Raw genomic sequence first — 20,302 nt, forward strand, 5'->3', positions numbered from 1 at the left:
CGCCGCGATTCCCGCGGGCGCCTCCGGGCAGAGCCCGCTTACGGGAACCCCAGGCCCCGCGGGGTCGGCGGCGCCTCGTTCATCAGCGTCACGGTCACCCGGCGGTTCGCCGGCAGGTAGGGATTGTCGGGAAACAGCGGCTCGGTGTCGGCCTTGCCGGAGACCGAGGCGAAGCGGTCGGCGGGCAGGCCGTTGCTCGCCAGGATCTCCCGCACGCTGACGGCGCGGCCGGCGGACAGCTCCCAGGGCGGGGCGGCGGAGCGGCGGCCGGGACGGTCGGCGGCGGTGTAGCCGGTCACCGCGATGCGGTTGGGCAGCCGGCGCAGGGTCGGGACGATCCGTTCCAGCACCTGGCGGGTCCGGTCGTTCGGCCGGGTCGAGCCCTCGGGGAACATCGAGCGGTTGTCCTGGTCGACGAGCGAGATGTCGAGGCCCCGCGCCGTCACCTCGATGACGATGCTCTTCGACAATTCGGCGATCTCCGGCAGGTCCTGCAGCGCCTGGCGCAGGGACGTCATGGCGAGGCCGAAGCCGTCCTTGTAGCCGTTATGCGAGATGCCGTCGGCCAGCACCTCGTCGTCGGTCGGCGGCTCGGCCCGGTCGGAAGCCTTCTCGGGCGGGATGTCGCGGACGTCGCGCAGCTTGGTGGCCGAGGGCAGGCCGTTCTTCTCGATGATGCCGTTGAAGCGCGATTCCCGGTTGGTGCCGAAGGCGTCGCGCATCGAGCCCGCCACCGCCTGGAGCTTCTTCTGGTCCTGGGTCGAGTAGGCGGCGATCATGACGAAGAAGCTCATCAACAGCGCCATCAGGTCCGCGAAGGTCACGAACCAGCCGTGACCGCCATGGGCCCCGCCCCGCTTCTTTCTGGCCACCGCTCAGGTCTCCTCGAAGGGCGAATGCCCGTGGTGCAGGCCGCCTGCCGGCCCCGTCCGCGCGGTGCGTCAGGCCGCCTCGGCGGCCATGTCCTCACAGTGCGTCAGGCCGCCTCGGCGGCCATGTCCTCACGATGATTGTGCGGCAGGTAGGCGATCAGCATCTCGCGCACGAGCGACGCGCTCTTGGCGTCGCGGATCAGCAGCACCCCGTCGATGATGAGGGAGCGCGACACGTCCTCTTCCTCGAGCTTGACGTGGAGCTTGTCGGCGATCGGCAGGGTGATCATGTTGGCGATGAGCGCGCCGTAGAGCGTGGCGAGCAGCGCGGTCGCCATGGCGGGGCCGAGCTTCGAGGGGTCCGACATGTTGGCGAACATCGTCACCATGCCGAGAATCGTGCCGATCATGCCCCAGGCCGGGGCGCAGTCGCCGAAGGCGCGGTAGACCTTCGAGCCTTCGTCGAGATGCATCAGGAAGTTGTCGCGGTCGCGCTCCATCGTGTCGCGGATGAACTCGCGGTCGTAGCCGTCGGCGATGTAGCGCACGCCCTGCGCCAGGAACGGGTCCGAGATCTCGAGGCTCTCCAGCGCCATCGGGCCCTGGCGCTTGACCACGTCGGCGATCTTGGTGATCTCGTCGATCAGGTCGCGCGGGCGGATCGCCCGCATGTTGAAGGCGTAGCGCAGGCCCATCGGCACGCCGTGGACGATGACCGAGAACGGGAAGCGCAGCATGGTGGCGGCGGTGGCGCCGCCGAAGATCACGATCACCGCGTGCTTGTCGAAATAGGCGGCGAAGTTGCCGCCGTCGATCATGATCAGCACGAACACGACCGCGATGCCGCCGACGAGGCCGGCGCCGGTTGCGATATCCATCTGGGTTCGGCCTCTTCATGCGCCGCCGCACGTCCCCGGTCGCAGGGCGTGGGCCGGACGTCGCGTGTGTCCTGGCGTCAGATTACGTCCAACAGGCTCAACGAAGCGTAAAGGTGCCCGCCGCCGCGACCCTGCGCCGTCATGCGCCGTTCAGCGAGAACCCGTTATGACATCGTCCATGCGATCGAACGGCCGCCACAACAAGGCCGCGCGCGGGGCAGGCGGCGGGCGAGGGCCAGGGCCGCGGACAGGGTCATTTCATCAGGGTTCACCGTCCATGCGGTTGATCAGGCTCTACGTTCGGGTCATGGGCCAGCTCGGGTCCGATCTGCGCCTCGGCGCGCTGCTCACCGCCGCCAACGTCGCCCTGGCGGTGGCGGCCTTCGCCGAGCCGGTCTTGTTCGGCCGCATCATCGACCGCCTCACCCACATGCCGGCCGGCGGCGCCGGCACGTCGAGCCTGCTCGGCCTCGTCGCCCTCTGGGTCGGGTTCGGGCTGTTCTCGATCGGGGCCGGGGTGCTGATCGCGCTCCATGCCGACCGGCTCACCCACCGCAGCCGGCTCACGGCGATGGCGAACTACTTCGAGCACGTCCTCGACCTGCCGCTCGCCTTCCACTCGGCCAACCATTCCGGCCGGGTGCTGAAGGCGATGCTGGAGGGGACGAGCGGCATGGCGGCGACCTGGCTCGGCTTCTTCCGCGACCATTGCGCGGCGCTCGTCTCCCTCGTCGTGCTCCTGCCGATGACGCTCTTCCTCAACTGGCAGCTCGGCTCGATCCTGGTCGCCCTGATGGTGGTGTTCACCGCGCTCACCACCTTCGTCCTGCGCCGCACCGAGACCCTGCAGGGCGAGGTCGAGGCCTATCATTCGGGCCTCGCGGCGCATGCCTCCGACGCGCTCGGCAACGTCGCGGTGATCCAGTCCTTCACCCGCGCCAAGGCCGAGAAGGAGGCGATGCACGGCATCATCCGCGATCTCCTCGCGGCCCAGATCCCGGTCCTGTCCTGGTGGGCGCTCGCCTCGGTCGCCACCCGCGCCTCGGCGACCCTGACCATGACGGCGATCTTCGTCACCGGCATCGTGCTGCACGGCCATGGGCTGGCCACCGTCGGCGACGTGGTGTCGTTCATGAGCCTCGCCACCATGCTGGTCGCCCGGCTCGATCAGGTCGTCGCCTTCGTCAACAGCCTCTTCTTGCAGGCGCCGAAGATGCAGGAATTCTTCGAGATCCTCGACACGGTGCCGGCCGTCCACGACCGGCCCGGCGCTAGGTCAGTGGCGCGGCTCGACGGCGACGTGGCGTTCGAGAACGTGCGCTTCTCCTATGACGGCCGCCGCCCGGCGCTGGACGGGGTGTCGTTCACGGCCCGCGCCGGCGAGACCGTGGCGCTCGTCGGCACCACCGGCTCGGGCAAGTCGACGACCCTGGGGCTTCTCCACCGCGCCTTCGACCCCGATGCCGGCACGATCCGCATCGACGGCGAGGATCTGCGCGACATCGGCCTCTCGTCGCTGCGCCACAACATCGGCGTCGTCTTCCAGGAGCCGATGCTGTTCGCCCGCTCGATCCGCGAGAACCTCCAGGTCGGCCGGCCCGACGCCACCGACGCCGAGATGCTCGACGCGCTGGAGCGTGCCCAGGCCTCCGAGTTCATGGCGCGCCAGCCCGACGGGCTCGACACGGTCATCGGCGAGCGCGGCCGCTCGCTGTCCGGCGGCGAGCGTCAGCGCCTCTCGATCGCCCGGGCGCTCCTGAAGAACCCGCCGGTCCTGATCCTCGACGAGGCGACGAGCGCCCTCGACGCCACCACCGAGCGCAAGCTCCAGGGCGCGCTGGACGCCGTGATGGAGGGGCGCACCACCTTCGTGATCGCCCACCGCCTCGCGACGATCCGCGACGCCGACCGCATCCTGGTCTTCCACGAGGGCCGCATCGTCGAGAGCGGCACCTTCGACGAACTGGTAGCCGAGGGCGGCCGCTTCGCCGCCCTCGCCCGGGCCCAGTTCATGGCCGCGGCCGAGCCCGAGGCGGATTACGCCCTGGCGGCGTGAGGCTGGGGGCGGGATCCCGTCCCCCGCTCGGTCCGGCCCCTCGCGGTTCGCCCGGATGGCGGCGGATCGCCCCGGGTGGCATCGAAGGATGTCCCATCCTCCGCGTCTTTCCGGGTCCGCGACAGCGGAGCCCGGACTCCAGAACCGCGGAGGGTCGAGGACGGAACGGCCAAGTTCCAGTTTCACCATCGAACGGCCGAATGTCCGAATTCCGCTTACACTCCGCGGCCCCGGAGCGGCGCGAAGCGTATTTGTTCTGTCGAGCCGGTCGCACGGGCTCGTGGGGACCTTGAATTTTTCTCGAACGCTTCGTCGGCTTTCATATCGGCGATCCCGGGACGATGCGTGATCGCCGCTCCGCCGATAGTCTCGGCCGGGTCGACGATCCGTCCCCTGCGTCGCTGACCGGACGATTCGATCCTCCTTCTGATCTCTCCAAGCTCCGGTCCCGAGGATCGGGTCGACATGCCTCATGGCAGAGGGATGATCTCCCGGGAGGATGGCGGATCGACTTCGAACTATCGGAGAATATATCTCATTCGATATTGATTTGTTTCTCGGGCGCTGCATGTCTGCTTGTATGTGGGCAACAATCAGCAACACGATCCTGCGTCGGAACTGGGAGGCGCAGCCGTCCATAACGGCGCCTTAACAATTGCGTGGGCAAATTTCACACGGACCTCTTGCAGGTCCTTGTCGCAAGATCCCATTCGCGAGACCCCCCATGAGTACCATCTCCGGCGCGTCGACCCCCCAGCCTTACGCGCAGCGTCTCCCGACCTCACCGCGGGGTCCCGACAACGACAGGATGGCCGAGGCGATCAGCAACGACGTGTCGTCCGGCGCTCTCGGCAGCGCGGACGCGACCGCCCTGACGAGCGCCCTCGGCGCGATCCGCTCGAGCCTCTCCTCGGACCGTACGTCATCGACCGCGAATGCCGACGGCACGAACCCGACGGGCTCGCGGCGCGACCCGGCATCGATGCGGAGCCGCATCGACAGCCTGATCGCGGATCAGGTCAGCAGCGGCGCGCTCACGAGCGACCAGGCTTCCGAGCTGAAAACCCTCTTCGCGAGCCATGGCCGCAGCACGACCGCGTCGACGGCGGCAGGCCGCGCTCCGGACGGCCCGCCGCCCGGTCCTCCTCCCGGCGGTCCCGGAGCCGGCGGTCCGTCGGACGATCTCTCCTCGACTGCCACCGGGGCGTCGTCCGGGTCATCCATCGACGAGACCCTGTCGCAGTTCATGCAGCAGCTTCAGGCATCGCAGAACAGCAGCGCGAGCTACGGCGCGAACGGCAGTCGCTCCAGCACGGCCAGCACCGGCGCGATGCTGCTGGACTTTCGCACCTGAGCGCAGGCATTCCCGTCGTCCGGCTCTCGTCCGAGCGACCGGAGAGGGGGCGGGCGAGCGGCGGCCGCCATGGCGTTCCGGATGCCCCCCAGGGCAATCCCGTCCCCGATTGCGCGCCGCTCCCTCGCATCGAGCGACCGGATCGGCGAAGCCCCACGGCGTTCCTCCGCGAGTGCCCGTGTTGCCGTCCGGCCTCCCGGTTGCTCGTCAGCGGGTCCGCACACGCCCCTGGCCGAACGCCTGCTCATAGGTGAGCGACCCGAACACGAACTGCCCGCGCTGGCCATTGCTGAGCGCGACGATCGCCGACCCGGTCATGAAGCCGGCCTGCCGCGTGACGATCGCCTCGCCTCGCACCCGGGCGCCGCAGGTCACCGGGATCACGATCGTGGGGTTGGGGTCGCGCACCGACCATGTGCCGGTACACCGCATCGATCCCGGGAACGCGACCCAGACCTCGCCCACCCCGTTGTCGTAGCCGGTGGCCTGCCCGGCCGCGGCAAGACCGTTCGCGAGCTGCCCGGTGATCGGAACGGCAAAAAGCGGAGCCGGCTGGGCGATCGCCGTACCGGCCAGCAGCGGCAGCACGAGAGGCAGGATTGCGAGCGTCTTCATCCGTCCGGGGTTAGCGAGCGGCATGCGGAGCGTCATCACCGCGCCGGGAGAATCCTGTGAGTGGTCCGTAGGCCGCCCCGAGCGACAGGTGCATCGTCCCCGCCACGATGGTGACGGTTCCGGCAAAGACGAGCAGCGGGCATCCGCCCGAGGCCTCCCCCAACCCTGTTGAGTTCCAGAACTAGCGGACCCGGAGCGACACTCGTTTCGCATCGGAGCGGAGCTGCCACTGCGATGTCATCGCATAAGGGTGACGACGCTCGAGACCTCCGGCCACGGCGTACGGCCGAGCACATAGAAACTCGCTACCCAAGGCACAGTTGGAGACACGAACTCGCGGCCGAGTTTTGTCTACCGGAGGTCGCAAAGTCGTTGAGCGGCCGTCGCGGGTGCGAGATTTCGAAGATCCTGTTCTTCGATCTGTCACACCTGAATTTTTGGAAAATACGCGGAATGGCTGGGGCGCCAGGATTCGAACCTGGGAATGGCGGTACCAAAAACCGCTGCCTTACCGCTTGGCGACGCCCCAACGCGCGGCTGGCGCTTCCATAGCCGGGCGGGGCGGTGCTGGCAACCGGGGGCGTTGCAGTTCGGTGCCCGGGCGGCGGTTGGAGGGGCTTTCGGGCTCGTGTATGCCGGGCCTGCCTACGGCGTGGAAGCGCCGCAACCATCAACGACGAAGGGGAGGAGAGGCCAGATGAGCACGCAGAAGGTCGCGCTGGTGACCGGGGCCGGCTCGGGGGTGGGGCGCGCGGTGGCGCTCGGGCTCGCGGAGGCCGGCTACGACGTGGTGCTGTCGGGGCGCCGCCCCGAGCCGCTGCAGGCGGTGGCGGGCGAGATCGAGGCCAAGGGCCGACGCGCGCTGGCGCAGCCGACCGATATCGGAGACGAGGCCTCGGTGATCGAATTGTTTCGCCGCGTCGAGGAGACGTTCGGCCGCCTCGACGTGCTGTTCAACAATGCCGGCATCGGCGCGCCGCCGGTCGAGCTCGACGAACTGCCCGTCGCGACCTGGAAGGCGGTGGTCGACACCAACCTCACCGGCGCCTTCCTGTGCACCCAGGGCGCGTTCCGGCTGATGAAGAAGCAGCAGCCGCGCGGCGGGCGCATCATCAACAACGGCTCGATCTCGGCCCATGTCCCGCGGCCGTTCTCCGCGCCCTACACCGCCACCAAGCACGCGATCACGGGCCTCACCCGCTCGACCTCGCTGGACGGGCGCGCCCACGACATCGCCTGCGGCCAGGTCGATATCGGCAACGCCGCCACCGACATGACCGTGCGGATGCAGGCCGGCGTGCCCCAGCCCGACGGCTCGACCCGGCCCGAGCCGACCATGGACGCCAAGCACGTCGCCGACGCGGTGGTCTACATGGCGAGCCTGCCGCTCGACGCCAACGTGCAGTTCATGACCGTGATGGCGACCAAGATGCCGTTCATCGGCCGCGGCTGAGGCGAGGGCAGGGGCTTCCGGAACGGGGGGCTTCCGCACCCGCGGCCTCTGGCCCTGCGACGCCGGCTTGGGGTAGAGAGGCGGCGCGGGCGCCGACGAAAGGCGCCCGTGCATCCCCGTACGGGGATCATCCTCCCTCACCGACGACCGGGCCGCTGGCGGACCCGCGACAGATCCCCGGGTCCGGGCTAGACACCTCCCATGCTGATGCAGACAGACGCCCCGCGCGCCCCCGCCGATCCGGTCGCCCGGCGCCGCACTTTCGCGATCATCTCGCACCCGGATGCCGGCAAGACCACGCTGACCGAGAAGCTGCTCTTGTTCGGCGGCGCGATCCAGCTCGCCGGCGAGGTCAAGGCCAAGCGCAACCGCGTCTCGACCCGCTCGGACTGGATGGGCATCGAGAAGGAGCGCGGCATCTCGGTCGTCACCTCGGTGATGACCTTCGAGTACGGCGACTGCGTCTTCAACCTGCTCGACACGCCGGGCCACGAGGACTTCTCGGAGGATACCTACCGGACGCTGACCGCGGTCGATTCCGCCGTGATGGTGATCGACGCGGCCAAGGGCATCGAGGCGCGCACCCGCAAGCTGTTCGAGGTCTGCCGCCTGCGCGATATCCCGATCGTCACCTTCGTCAACAAGCTCGACCGGGAATCCCGCGACCCCTTCGACCTCCTCGACGAGATCGAGAAGACGCTCGCCCTCGACGTCGCGCCGGTGACCTGGCCGATCGGCCGCGGCCGGAGCTTTGCCGGCACCTACGACCTGCTGCGGCGGCGCGTCCGCCGGCTCGACGCGGCCGACGATGCCGGCACCGTGCCGGTCTCCGGGATCGACGACCCGCTCTTCGACGACTTGCTGCCGGAGGCCGGCGACGCCGCGACCTGGCGCGAGGAGGCGGAACTGGCCGAGGGCGGCTGCAAGCCGTTCGACCTCGAGGCGTTCCGCGAGGGTCACCTGACCCCGGTGTTCTTCGGCAGCGCCCTGCGCAATTTCGGCGTGCGCGACCTGATCGACGGGCTCGCCGAGGTGGCCCCCCCGCCCCGCGGCCAGGACGCCGACACCCGGGCGGTCGCCCCGACCGAGCCGAAGATGACCGGGTTCGTGTTCAAGATCCAGGCGAACATGGACCCGAACCACCGGGACCGCATCGCCTTCATGCGGGTCTGCTCCGGCAAGCTCAGCCGCGGCATGAAGGCGAGGCTGGTGCGCACCGGCAAGCCGATCTCGCTCTCCTCGCCGCAATTCTTCTTCGCCCAGGACCGGGCGATCGCGGACGAGGCCTATGCGGGCGACGTCGTCGGCATCCCCAACCACGGCACCCTGCGCATCGGCGACACGCTCACCGAGGGCGAGGAGCTGGTCTTCCGCGGCGTGCCGAGCTTCGCCCCCGAGATCCTGCGCCGGATCAAGCTCACCGACGCGATGAAGGCCAAGAAGCTGCGCGAGGCCTTGCAGCAGATGGCCGAGGAGGGCGTGGTGCAGCTCTTCCTGCCCCAGGACGGATCGGGCGCCATCGTCGGCGTCGTCGGCGCGCTGCAGCTCGACGTGCTGAAGGAGCGGCTCCAGGCGGAGTACGGCCTGCCGATCGACTACGAGCCGACCCGCTTCACCATCTGCCGCTGGATCGAGGCGGAGGACCAGGCCGAGCTCGACAAGTTCATCGGTTCGCACGGCTCGTCGATGGCGAGCGACCTCGACGGGGCACCGGTCTACATGGCGACCACGGGCTTCTCGCTCAAATACGAGGAAGACCGCGCGCCGGCGATCCGCTTCACCGACGTCAAGGACTACCAGAAGCGGCGGGCGTGAGGATGGTCCGGCGCGGCCCCGGGCGGGGCGGCGCCGGGTTCAGAACTTGCCGAGCAGCGGGAAGTCGACGTTGAGGCTGGAGAGCGGGCCGACCGGGGTCTCGCGCTTGCGCGGCCGGCCGTTGAGCACCTGCTTGAGCTTGGTCTTCAGGAGCGAGAGGTCGAACGGCTTGAGGATGAAGGCGTCCGCCCCGGCGAGGTGGGCGACGTTGATGTCCTCGAAGCTGAACGAGGTCTCGGTCAGGATGAACGGCGTGTTGTGCAGCGTGTCGTCGGCCCGGATCTCGCGCAGGAGCTGGATCCCGTCCATCGGCTCCATGTCGAGGTCGGAGATCACCAGGCCGTAGCGCTTGGTGCGCAGCTGCTCCAGCGCCTGCGGCCCGTCGGTCACGCCCTCGACCTCCGGGAAGCCGAGGCGGTTCATCAGCTCGGTGACGAGGCGGACGAGTTTGGCCTGGTCGTCGACGATCAGGATCGGGGGTGCTTCGCTCATCGGGATCAGCCAGCGGGTTGGGTTTCATGACGGGCCGTCGGGGGCTCCCGGCGGCGCTTAGACGAACAGGTGGTCGATACCCTGCTTGGCCATCGTGTCGGCCTGGAGAGCCTGGGCCAGCGCGTGGATCGTGCTCGCCTTCGGGGTGCCGCGCTGGAGCATCGGCGCCAGGTTGGCCTTCTGGAACAGGGCGTCGTTGGTCGCGGTGCGCAGGACGTAGGCGAACGACGTCACGAACTCGCGCTTGGCGATCTCGCGCCACTCGACGATGTGCACGTCGCGGTGGCGGGAATCCCCGCCGATCCGCTGGAAGGTGTCCTGCACCGACATCCGTTCCCCCTCGAGGATCTGGATGAAGTAGCCCTGATCCACGATCAGCAGGCTGGTGATCACCGAGAACTCGTTCTTCTTCTGTGCGTGCCGGGCGATCTCGTTGATCTGGCGCAGGCGCGCGGCCGGATCGGCGGAGAGCTGAGCCCGCGAGAAGTAGATCAGGTGAATGAGGCTGCTTCGCTTGCTCGTTCGCATATTCTGGGGCCCAGCACCGTCCAGACATGCAGCTAAGGGCAAGAGGTTCAACAGCACGTAAACGTCATGCCCCCTGTCCCACGGCAGATTTTGCCGGACGGCGCCGGCCGGGCCCGGCGGGTTTTGCCGCCCCACCCCTCTGCATTCTAGAGAAATCAAGGACTTAGCCGTGGCACGCGGCTTGCGGATCATCCCTCGAATGACCTTGGCGGGATGGAGCCCTGGGTAAGATGGACGTTTTCGGCGCGCTTCAGACCTCGGTGTCGGGCCTCAAGGCCCAGGCCTTCAGCCTCGAGAACATCTCGGGCAACATCGCGAATTCCCAGACCGTCGGCTACAAGCGGATCGACACCGACTTCGTCGACATGCTGACCGAGCGGCCGACCAAGCAGCAGGCCGCCGGCGGCGTCGCGGCGTTCTCGCAGCTGACCAACAACCTGCAGGGCGGCGTGGCGTCGACCGGCGTCGCCACCAACATGGCGCTCAGCGGCGACGGCTTCTTCACGGTGCAGACCAAGGGCAGCGACGCGGGCGGCAGCCCGGTCTTCTCGGCCAACAACCTCTATACCCGCCGCGGCGACTTCGCGGTGGACCGCGACGGCTACCTCGTCAACGGCGCCGGGGCCTACCTGACGGGCCAGAGCCTCGACCCGGCGACCGGCGTCTCGACCGGCAGCGGCCCGATCAAGATCGCCGGCACCTCCCTGCCGGCCAAGGCCACGACGAGCATCTCCTACGCCGCCAACCTGCCGAGCACCCCGGCCACCGCCTCGGGCTCGGCGCTGCTGGGCACGCTGCCGGGTGGCGACGCCCGGGTGCTCTCCGGCACCGCGGCGACCGCTCCGTCGGTGGCGGCCTCCGACACCGCCGCCTTCGTCAAGTCCAGCGTTGCCGGCGGCGAGCTCACGGCCTATTCGGGCACCGGCTCCCCGGTGAGCCTGCAGATGCGCTGGGCCAAGGTCGCTGATGCCGACGCCGCGGCCGGCACCAGCGGCACCTGGAACCTGTACTACGCCGACCAGACCGCCACCGGGGCCTCGGCCGGCACCTGGAAGAACGTCGGCACCGCCTTCACCTTCAACGGCAGCGGCCAGCTCACCGCGCCGACCGGGACCAGCCTCAGCATCCCGGACGTGACGGTGAACGGCACCAAGCTCGGCGCGGTCGCGCTCGATTTCGGCACCGGCGGCCTCACCCAGTACGGCGCGGCGGCCGGCGAGGTCACCACCAACACCCTGCAGCAGAACGGCTACGCCGCCGGCACCCTGAATTCGCTGGCGGTGACGAGCGACGGCAAGCTCACCGGCACCTATTCCAACGGCAACAGCGTGGCGCTGGCCCAGGTCGGGGTGGCCCGCTTCAACGCGCCCAACAGCCTCAAGGCGGTCTCGGGCGGCAACTACGCCGAGACGGCGGAATCCGGCGGCCCGCTCGCCGGGCTCGCCGGCGGCACGATCATCGGCGGCAACGTCGAGCAGTCGAACACCGACACCGCGGGCGAGTTCTCGAAGCTCATCGTCACCCAGCAGGCCTACTCGGCCAACACCCGGGTGATGTCGACCGCCCAGCAGATGATGTCCGACCTCATCAACGTGATCCGCTGACGGCGGCTCACCTCGGTTCCGTACCGGCCCCGGCCGGCCGCACGACGCGGCCCGGCCGGGGCCGACCCGCCCGCGAGCGGCCGGAGCGCGGCGCGGTCCCGATCGGGGGCGCGGCATCCCGGCCCTTCTCCCGCCTACCCGGATCAGACCGATGTCCCTCAACGCCCTCAACACCGCGACCGCCGGACTGCAGGTGACGCAGGCGGCGATCGGCCTCGTCTCGCAGAACGTCGCCAATGCGGGCACCGCCGGCTACGTCAAGCGCAGCCTCGCGTCGGTCTCGACCCTCGGGAATTCCGGCGTCGCGACGGGGACGATCGGCCGGACCCTCGACGCGGTCTCGCTCAAGCAGCTGCGGCTCGAGACCGCCGGGGCGGCCTATACCGGGCTCTCGGCCAAGGTGCAGGGCCAGCTCGACGCGCTGTACGGCACGCCCGGGACCCCCTCCGCCCTCGACGGGGTGATGAACGCCTTCGCCCAGTCGCTCCAGGCGCTGGCGACCGACCCGACCTCCGCCGCCTCCCGGGCGAGCGCAGTGAGCGCGGCCAAGACCGTCGCCACCACCGTCTCGGGCATCGCGCAGGGCGTGCAGGACCTGCGCAGCGGCCTCGAATCGCAGCTCGGCAACGACGTGTCGGCCGCCAGCACGCTGCTCGCCCGGGTCGCCTCGCTCAACGGCAAGATCGCCGGGGCCTCGAAGACCGAGCCCGCCACCGCCGATCTTCTCGACCAGCGCGACCAGGCGATCAACACGCTGTCGCAATACCTCGACGTCAAGGTGAACGCGCAGTCCGACGGCTCGGTCTCCCTGCTCACCGCCTCGGGCGCGACCCTCGTCGACCACGGCGCCGCCGCGAGCCTCGCCTTCGACGGCCGCGGCGCCCTGACGCCTCAAGCGCAGTATGCGGCCGATCCGAAGACCCGCGGCGTCGGCACCGTGACGGCGACGACGCCGGCCGGCGCCACGATCGACCTCGTCGCCACCGGGGCGATCCGCTCCGGCTCGATCGCCGCCGCGGTCTCCTTGCGCGACGACACCCTGGTCCAGGCCCAGCGCCAGCTCGACGACCTCGCGGGCGGCCTGTCGCGGGCGCTGAGCGACCGTCCGGCGACGGGGACCGCGGCCTCCGCGAACGGGCTCTCGGGCTTCGACATCGACCTCACCGGGCTCCAGGCCGGCAACGCCGTGACCCTCGGCGTGCGCAACGCCGCCGGGGTCGGCCGCAACCTGATCCTGATGCCGACGAACGGCGCGGCGCCCGACCCGATCGACCCGGGGCTCACCGACGATCCGACCGCCCTCGTCGTCCCGGTCGACATCTCGGGCGGGTCCTCGACCTTCGCGGCCCAGATCGGCGCGGCGCTCGGCGCCGGCTTCAGCGTGTCGGGCACGCCCGGCGGCACGGCCGGCGCGGTGCGCATCCTGTCGGACCCGTCCGCCCTGGCGCTCACGGGAGCGAGCGCCTCCGTCACCGTGCCGACGAGCGCCGCCGACACGAAGGCCGGCAGCGGCCAGCTCGCGCTGTTCGTCGATGCCGGGACCGGCGGCGGCGTGTTCACCGGCTCCTTCGAGGGCAGCTCGCACCTGACGGGCTTCGCCCAGCGCCTCGCCGTCAACCCGGCGGTCGCGGCGGATTCCGCCACGATGGTGGACTACGCCGCCTCGACCGCGGCGGGCGACACCGCCCGGCCCCGCGCCCTCGCGGACGCGCTGACCACCCGGACCCTGACCTTCTCGGCGGCGAGCGGCGTCGGCGGCGTCAGCGCCCCGCGGGCGGCCACGGTGGTCGGGTTCACCCAGTCGGTGATCGATGCCCGCGGTGCCGCCAGCGCCGAGGCCCAGCAGCTCGACGAAGGGCAGCAGATCGCCCTGTCCTCGGCCCAGAGCCGCTTCGGCAAGGAATCCGGGGTCAGCGTGGACGAGGAGATGTCCAAGCTGATCCAGCTCCAGACCGCCTACAGCGCCAATGCCCGGGTGCTGACGGCCGCCCGCGACATGCTCGATACCCTGCTCCGGATCTGACGAGGAACGCCCGCGATGACCATCGCCCCCTTCGCGGCCGGCAGCGCCGCCGCCGACCTCAACACCCGCCGCCTCGTCGCCATGAAGGCGTCGCTCGGCACGCTCTCGAACCAGCTCTCCACCGGCCGGACCGCCGAGACCTACGGGGGCCTCGGCAGCGGGCGCACCCAGAGCCTCGCCGCCCGCGCCCAGATCGGCGCCCTCGACGGCTACATCGCGGCGGCCGGCACCGGTGCGAACCGGGTCGCGCTCGCGACCGCCAGCGTGCAGCAGGTCGCGACACTGGGCTCCACCGCCTATAGCGGCCTCGTCGGCGCCCAGGCGAGCTCCGGCGCCGCGGGCCGTCCCCTCCTGCAGCAGAGCGCGGCGGGACAGCTCGGCGGCGTCCTCGACGCCCTCAACCAGAGCGACGGCCGCCAGTACATCCTGGGCGGCCGGGTCACCGACCGGCCCCCGGTCGAGACCGAGAGCCGCCTCCTCGACGGCGATTCCGAGGCCGGCCTCGACGGGGTCAAGGCGGTGATCGCCGAGCGCCAATCCGCCGATCTCGGCGCCGGCACGACGAAGACCGGGCGGCTCGACCTCTCGGCCGCGGGCGCGGCCGTGAGCCTGTCGGAGAGCGCCAGCGCCGGGGTGCGGGAGAATTTCGGCTTCACCCTCGGCCGCGTCGTCAGCTCGAACCCGGGCGGCCTCTCGGTCGCCCTCACGGCGGCCCAGCCCTCGACCGCGACCCTGTCCTTCACGAGCCAGCCGCGGGACGGCGACATCGTGCGGGTGACGGTCCGCAACGCCGACGGCAGCCAGGGCTTCGTCGACCTCACCGCCCGGACGGCGGGAGCCGTGGGGGACGACACCTTCGCGATCGGCGCCGATGCGGCAACAAGCGCCCAGAACCTCACCGCGGCGCTCGCCGGCAAGTCCTTCGATGGCAAGTCCTTCACCGGCAAGGCCGTGGTCGGTGCCCAGAGCGCGAACCCGCCGGGTGCGGCCGTAGCGCTCTCGGGTGGCACCCCGGCCTCGGCCAGCGTCACGGTCGGGACCGGGCTCGCGGCCGGCGACAGCCTCCAGGTCACGGTGGGCCTGCGCGACGGCACCAGCAAGACCCTGAGCCTGACGGCCGGCGACGGCACCAAGGCCGGCTCCTTCGCGATCGGGGCGACCCCCGCCGCCACCGCCGCCAACCTGTCGGCGGCGCTCGCGACCGCGCTCGATTCCACCGCCCGGACCGACCTCGCGGCGAGCTCCGCCGTGCGGGCGGCGAACGATTTCTTCGCCGGCTCCTCCTCGCCGGGCCTGAACCCGCGCCGGGTCGCGACCGATGCCGACGGCAACGCCACCGGCTTCGTCGCCGACCCGAGCGGCCGCACCGTGATCTGGTACAAGGGCGACGACACCTCCGCCGATCCGCGTCGGACCGCGACCGTGCCGGTCTCCCGCGACCAGTCGGTGGGGATCGGCGTCCAGGCCAACGAGGCGGCCTTCCGCGCGACGCTGAGCGGCCTCGCGGTCCTCGCCACCACGTCGTTCGGCGGCACCGAGACGGACACCCCCCGGTTCGACGCCTATTCGGCCCGGGTGCAGGCCCAGCTGCGGCCCGGCGACGGCCAGCCCTCGGTGCAGGGCATCGCCTCCGAGCTGAGCCTCGCCTCGGTGCAGATCGCCACCCAGAAGACCCAGAACACCGCCACCAAGTCGATGCTGGAGAAGACGGTCGACGGCGTCGAGACGGTCTCGACCGAGGAGACGGCGGCCAAGCTCCTCAGCCTGCAGAACCAGCTCCAGGCGAGCTACCAGGCGACCTCGATGCTCTCGAAGCTGTCGCTGACGAACTACCTGTAGCGACGCAGAACCCGTTCGACCTGATCGGCATAATTTATCCCACACGCAACCTCATCTTGAGGTGTTAGGCGATCGAAAATCGACTGACCTTGAAGGAGGGCTCCAGAAATCTCCGAGATCCCTGGAGCCCTCCTTCGAGGCTCACTCCGTTCGCACCTCAGGATGAGGTAGGAGAATGGGATGTAAAAATCCCGTTTTCATTGTGTCGTCGCAAATCAAACCGGCTCTAAAATGTAAACCAACAGGCTATCACACCTCGTCCCTCTCCTCCCGCGCCCGCGCGAGGACCAGATCCGTGAAGATCCGCGCGTGCGGCATCTCCGGGGCCGGCTGGCGCACCAGGGTCATCGGGGCGAGCGGGGCCGGGCCCGAGATGGCGCGGTAGCGCACGCCCTCGGTGGCCAGCCGCGCCATTGAGCGCGGCACGATGGCGAGCGCGATGCCGGTGGCGACGAGGTTGACCACCGAGGCGAGCTGCGGCGCGTTCTGGGCGATGCGGGGCGAGAAGCCCGCCGCCGCGCAGGCCGCCATGATGCCGTCGTAGAGCGCCCGGCCGTTGCGGCGCGGATAGACGATGAAGCCCTCCGTCGAGAGGGTCGCTAGGTTCACCGGGCCGGTCTCGGCGGCGAGCCGGTGGGTCGCGGGCAAAGCCACCACCATCGGCTCGTCGAACAGGTGGCGGGCCCACAATTCATCCACCTCGCCCTCGCCGGGGCGCATGAAGGCGACGTCGACCCGGCCGGCCCGGAAGGCGGCGAGCAGGCTCGCGGTCGTCTCCTCGAGAAGCTCGACCTGCACGTCCGGATAGGCGCTGCGGTAGTCGCGGATCGTCCGGGTCACGAGCGGGTGGAACGAGGCCGAGGAGGTGAAGCCGATGCGGATCTCTCCGACGTCGCCGGTCGCGATGCGCAGGGCCCGGGTCTTCGCGGCGTCGACGGCGGCGAGCACCGCCCGGGCATCGTCCGCGAAGGCGCGGCCCGGCTCGGTCAGCGCCACGCCGCGCGACAGGCGCTGGAGGAGCGCGGTACCGATCTCGGTCTCGAGGCTCTTGATCTGGTGGCTCAACGCCGGCTGCGCGATGTTCAGCCGCTCCGCCGCCCGGGTGATGCTGAGATCGTCGGCCACCGCGACGAAGTAGCGAAGATGGCGAAGCTCCATCGCGCCGGTTTCCCCCTGACTCCCGGCCTTCGCCGACACTGCCGGACTCGTGTCCGTCAGCCCTACGATAGCCGAGGTCCGGGGGGATGGCATGGGGCGCGGATGGCTTAAGGGTTATCCGCGCGGCACGGTGTCCCGCACCGACGGGCGGTCGGCTTGCGCATCCCGGAAGGCCGCGACCGTGGGGCAGAGCCCGCGCCAGTCCCGGTCGGGGAAGCGGAACACCAGGTAGTCGAGCGCCGTGATCGCGGCGATCGCCGGCAGGCCGAAGGACCCGCCGCTCTCCGGGAAGGCCGCATCGAGGCGCCGCAAGCCCTCCTGCATGGTGCGGAAGCGCTTCTGGCCGACGAGGCCGGTGTCGAAGTCCGGCGCCGACTTGCGGCCGATGATCACCGCCACCGCGGCGTCGAACACCCCGATCGCGACCCCGGCGGCCGAGAGCGCGGCGGGCCCGCCCGCCAGCACGGCCGGCGTCGTGCCGACGGCGTCCAGGTGGGCGAGGATCAGGAGCGCCTCGGTCAGGCGCGCGCCGTCGTCGGTCACCAGCGTCGGGACGCGGCCCGCCGGGTTGGCGTCGAGGAAGGCCGGGTCGTCGGCCCAGGCATCGACGAAGGTGGTGTCGACCGTCTCGTTCAGGCCCTTCTCGATCAGCGCCATGCGGACGATGCGCACGAAGGGCGAGGTCGGGTTGGCGTAGAGCTTCATCGGGGAGCCTTCCGGTCAGCCGGCGGTGGTCAGGGGGCAGCCGCTCTTGTCGGCGGGAGTGAACAGTTTGTCCCCGGGGATCGTTTCGACGACGCGGTAGAGATCGGCCTTGCTCTTCGAATCCTTCGGGCTCTTCACTTCCACCAGCATCATGTCCATCACCACCCGGCCGTTCGCCTGGATCCGCGGGTTGCCGTAGAAGCCGTCGTCGATCGGCAGCTCCTTCATCGCCTTGTTGACGGCGCCGGCCTCGTCGGTGCCGGCCTTCTCGACGGCCCGCAGATAGTGGCGCACCGAGGAATAGGCGGCGGCGTGGCCCATGGTCGGCACCACGTTGCCGTTGCGGGCCATCAGGCGCTTGGCCCAGGCGCGGCTGGCGTCGTTGGCGTCCCAGTAGAAGTTCACCGCCATGCGGATGCCCTGCGCCACGTCGAGGCCGAGCGCCACGGTGTTGTTGGTGAAGACCAGCATCGCCACCACCTTGGAGGTGATGCCGAATTCCCGCGCCTGCTTGATGGTGTTGACGAGGTCCGGCCCGGCATTGGCCAGCCCGATCACGTCGGCGCCCGACGACTGCGCCTGGATCAGCTGCGAGGACAGGTCGGTGGCCCCGAGCGGATGGCGGATCTCGCCGAGCACCTTGCCGCCGGCGGCCTTCACGGCCTTGCCGGCATCCGCCGCGAGCCCGTGGCCGAACACGTAGTCGGCGGTGATGAAGGTCCAGGTCTTGCCGCCGCTCTGCACCACGGCGCCCGCCACCGCGTTGGCGAGCTCGCCGGTCGAGGGCACCCACTGCGTGCCGTAGGGCGAGCAGCCGGGGCCGGAGAACTGCGAGGCGTAGCCGCCCGTCACCATCGTGGTGATCTTGCGCTCCTTGGCGTAGGCCTGGACGCCCAGCCCCACCGAGCTGGCGCCGCCGAGCACGAAGGCCGTGACGCCGCGCTGGTCGACGAGCTGGCGGGCGAGGCCCGACCCGATATCGGGCTTGTTCTGGTGGTCGACGCCGATCACCTCGATCGGCCGCCCCAGCACCTTGCCGCCGAAATCCTCCGCCGCCATCGTGGCGGCCAGCACCATGTTCGGGCCTCCGTTGCCGGAATACATCCCCGACAAATCCTCGATCACCCCGATGCGCAGCGGCGTCTCGGCGGAGAGAGCCGGAGCGGTGAGCGCCGTGGCCAACAGGCCGGCGACGGCGAGGCGGCGTGTCCAGGGCGTACGGGGCATGGCGTTTCCTCGGCAGGTGGCATCGGCCGGTCTCGCGCCCGTTCTCGGGCGTCGGGGCGATGCGTGTTGATCGCAACGGTATCGCGGGTCCGATCGATCGCCGTCCAATAGTTTGCGCGACGCCCCGCCATCGTTTCGCGATATGGCAAGTCCCGACCTCGGGTGTGACGCTCCGCCATCGTCGCCGGCTATGGCTCGCGCGCGATCTTTGTATTGGACGGCGTCCTCGTCCCCGGGCGACACCGCCGGCACGTTTCGCGAGGGCCCGAGGAGACAGGCGCCCCGCCCGCCTGAGGAGACGCCCATGATCACCAGCTTCTACATGCCGACCCGGATCGTCTCGGGGAGCGGCGCGCTCGCCACCCTCGGCACGCTCGCCCGCGACCTGACGATGAGCCGGGTGCTGGTCGTCTCCGATCCCGTGATCTCGGCGCAGGGCTTCCACGCCGACGCGCTCGCAGCCCTCGCCGAGGCCGGCCTCGCCGTCTCGCGCTTCGACGAATGCGGGATCGACGCGCGCTGCTCCCACATCGACGATCAGGGCGAGCGGGTGCGGCGCGATCGCATCGACGGCGTGGTGTGCATCGGCGGCGGCTCGGTGATGTGCACCGGCAAGGGCATCGCCATCGTGGCGACCAACCACAAGCCGATGGCGGAATGCACCGGCGTCGGGCAGTTCGACCGCAAGGCCCTGCCGATGATCATGGTGCCGACCACCGCCGGCTCCGGCTCGGAGGTGTCGCAATGGACCATCGTCAAGGACGAGGTGCGCCACCTCAAGCTCCTCGGCGGCGGTCCCTTGAGCTTCCCCGACGCCGCGATCCTCGACCCCGCAACCCTGCGTTCGCTGCCGATGCACGTCGCGGCCCTGCCGGCGGTCGACGCGCTGACCCACGGCGTGGAAGCGTATCTCAGCGGCATCGCCTCGCCGCTGACCGACGCGGTGGCGCTCGCCGCCGTGCGGCTCCAGGCGGCATCCCTGCGCGCCTCGATCAATTCCGACGACGACCGCGCGCGCGAGGACAACCTCGTGGCCTCCTGCATGGCCAACATCGCCTGCGGCAACGCCCGGCTCGGCCACGGCCACGCCCTGTCGCTGCCGCTCGAAGGGCATCTCGACCTGCCCCACCCCTACGGCGTCGGGGTGCTGCTGCCGCACGTCGTCACCTTCAACCTCGCGGTGCTGCCCGCCAAGGTGCGCCCCCTCGCCGAGGCTCTGGAGGTCGAGACCGCGGGCCTCTCACGCCAGGAGATGATCGAAGCGTGTGCCGACGCGATCCGGGCGCTCTACGCCGATATCGGCTTCCCCACCCGCTTCACCCCCGAGCAGCTCCCCCGCGACCGGGTACGCGAGATGGCGCAGCGCGCCGTGCCGGGCCTCTATGCCGGCATCGCCGCCAAGGATTTCGACCCGGCGAGCGCCAACGACCGCACGCTCATCGCCTGCCCGTCAGCGCGCAAGATGACGGTGAGGCAGGCGGAGGAGATCTTCGGGCTTTGCGTGGGGTAGGCCTTTCGAGGCTTTCTTGGGTCGACCGGTGTCCGGCAAGGCGCGAGGTCTCCTCTCCCCGCGGGCGGGGAGAGGCCTGAGCTCCGAAGGGGCTCGGGGAGCTGCGAACCGCAGGTTCGCCGCGAGGGTGAGGGGGTGTTTCCGGAGGAGCCTCCCTCGTCGACACCCCCTCA

General features: G+C 70.3%; 16 protein-coding genes and 1 tRNA gene. 8 read left to right on the forward strand and 9 right to left on the reverse strand.

What is annotated here, in order from left to right; translation table 11 throughout:
* Positions 1-38: 38 nt before the first annotated feature.
* Positions 39-872 (reverse strand): OmpA/MotB family protein, encoded by an 834-nt coding sequence (locus miv_RS08920; RefSeq protein WP_048427582.1) that lies wholly within the window; start codon positions 870-872, stop codon positions 39-41.
* A 104-nt stretch (positions 873-976) separates the two neighbouring features.
* The gene (locus tag miv_RS08925; RefSeq protein WP_048427583.1) at positions 977-1,750 is read right to left on the reverse strand and encodes a motility protein A; all 774 of its coding nucleotides are present in this window, start codon (positions 1,748-1,750) and stop codon (positions 977-979) included.
* Between the two features lie 277 nt (positions 1,751-2,027).
* Here miv_RS08925 and miv_RS08930 point away from each other — a divergent pair, with 277 nt between their 5' ends.
* Positions 2,028-3,806, forward strand: a complete 1,779-nt coding sequence (locus miv_RS08930; RefSeq protein ID WP_048427584.1) for a glucan ABC transporter ATP-binding protein/ permease — start codon at positions 2,028-2,030, stop codon at positions 3,804-3,806.
* A gap of 808 nt (positions 3,807-4,614) precedes the next feature.
* The gene (locus tag miv_RS08935; RefSeq protein WP_244748926.1) at positions 4,615-5,160 is read left to right on the forward strand and encodes a hypothetical protein; all 546 of its coding nucleotides are present in this window, start codon (positions 4,615-4,617) and stop codon (positions 5,158-5,160) included.
* Positions 5,161-5,367: 207 nt separating this feature from the next.
* Here the strand turns inward: miv_RS08935 and miv_RS08940 are convergent, their stop codons facing one another.
* Both miv_RS08940 and miv_RS08945 read right to left on the reverse strand, forming a co-directional pair.
* Complete coding sequence (locus tag miv_RS08940; RefSeq protein WP_207182330.1) at positions 5,368-5,811, reverse strand: hypothetical protein; 444 nt, start codon at positions 5,809-5,811, stop codon at positions 5,368-5,370.
* Between the two features lie 418 nt (positions 5,812-6,229).
* A tRNA-Gln gene (locus miv_RS08945) sits at positions 6,230-6,304 on the reverse strand.
* Between the two features lie 168 nt (positions 6,305-6,472).
* On the opposite strand from miv_RS08945, the gene miv_RS08950 reads away from it, so the two are divergent.
* On the forward strand, positions 6,473-7,228 hold the full coding sequence (locus miv_RS08950; RefSeq protein ID WP_048461127.1) for an SDR family oxidoreductase: 756 nt from the start codon (positions 6,473-6,475) through the stop codon (positions 7,226-7,228).
* 201 nt (positions 7,229-7,429) lie between these two features.
* Positions 7,430-9,043 (forward strand): peptide chain release factor 3, encoded by a 1,614-nt coding sequence (locus miv_RS08955; protein ID WP_048431061.1) that lies wholly within the window; start codon positions 7,430-7,432, stop codon positions 9,041-9,043.
* 39 nt (positions 9,044-9,082) lie between these two features.
* Here the strand turns inward: miv_RS08955 and miv_RS08960 are convergent, their stop codons facing one another.
* Positions 9,083-9,535 carry a response regulator gene (locus miv_RS08960; protein WP_048431060.1) on the reverse strand — a complete coding sequence of 151 codons (453 nt, stop codon included), beginning with the start codon at positions 9,533-9,535 and terminating at the stop codon, positions 9,083-9,085.
* Between the two features lie 57 nt (positions 9,536-9,592).
* On the reverse strand, positions 9,593-10,063 hold the full coding sequence (locus miv_RS08965; RefSeq protein WP_048431059.1) for a BLUF domain-containing protein: 471 nt from the start codon (positions 10,061-10,063) through the stop codon (positions 9,593-9,595).
* Positions 10,064-10,293: 230 nt separating this feature from the next.
* Here miv_RS08965 and miv_RS08970 point away from each other — a divergent pair, with 230 nt between their 5' ends.
* The 3 genes from miv_RS08970 to miv_RS08980 all read left to right on the forward strand — a co-directional run bounded on the left by miv_RS08970 (position 10,294) and on the right by miv_RS08980 (position 15,529).
* Positions 10,294-11,667, forward strand: a complete 1,374-nt coding sequence (locus miv_RS08970; protein WP_207182332.1) for a flagellar hook protein FlgE — start codon at positions 10,294-10,296, stop codon at positions 11,665-11,667.
* A 151-nt stretch (positions 11,668-11,818) separates the two neighbouring features.
* On the forward strand, positions 11,819-13,690 hold the full coding sequence (flgK, locus tag miv_RS08975) for a flagellar hook-associated protein FlgK (RefSeq protein ID WP_207182334.1): 1,872 nt from the start codon (positions 11,819-11,821) through the stop codon (positions 13,688-13,690).
* Between the two features lie 15 nt (positions 13,691-13,705).
* Positions 13,706-15,529, forward strand: a complete 1,824-nt coding sequence (locus miv_RS08980; RefSeq protein WP_207182335.1) for a hypothetical protein — start codon at positions 13,706-13,708, stop codon at positions 15,527-15,529.
* Between the two features lie 249 nt (positions 15,530-15,778).
* Here the strand turns inward: miv_RS08980 and miv_RS08985 are convergent, their stop codons facing one another.
* The 3 genes from miv_RS08985 to miv_RS08995 all read right to left on the reverse strand — a co-directional run bounded on the left by miv_RS08985 (position 15,779) and on the right by miv_RS08995 (position 18,619).
* Positions 15,779-16,687, reverse strand: coding sequence for a LysR substrate-binding domain-containing protein (locus miv_RS08985; RefSeq protein WP_207182336.1), 909 nt, complete (start codon positions 16,685-16,687; stop codon positions 15,779-15,781).
* A gap of 114 nt (positions 16,688-16,801) precedes the next feature.
* A complete protein-coding gene (locus tag miv_RS08990) occupies positions 16,802-17,392 on the reverse strand; it encodes a glutathione S-transferase family protein (RefSeq protein WP_207182338.1) in 591 nt (196 codons plus the stop codon).
* A 15-nt stretch (positions 17,393-17,407) separates the two neighbouring features.
* Positions 17,408-18,619 (reverse strand): ABC transporter substrate-binding protein, encoded by a 1,212-nt coding sequence (locus tag miv_RS08995; protein ID WP_058619732.1) that lies wholly within the window; start codon positions 18,617-18,619, stop codon positions 17,408-17,410.
* Between the two features lie 304 nt (positions 18,620-18,923).
* Here miv_RS08995 and miv_RS09000 point away from each other — a divergent pair, with 304 nt between their 5' ends.
* Positions 18,924-20,129: an iron-containing alcohol dehydrogenase gene (locus miv_RS09000; protein WP_048431053.1), complete on the forward strand. Its 1,206-nt coding sequence runs from the start codon at positions 18,924-18,926 to the stop codon at positions 20,127-20,129.
* Positions 20,130-20,302 lie beyond the last annotated feature (173 nt).

This window comes from Methylobacterium indicum (assembly GCF_017347565.1).
GTDB classification, from domain to species: domain Bacteria; phylum Pseudomonadota; class Alphaproteobacteria; order Rhizobiales; family Beijerinckiaceae; genus Methylobacterium; species Methylobacterium indicum.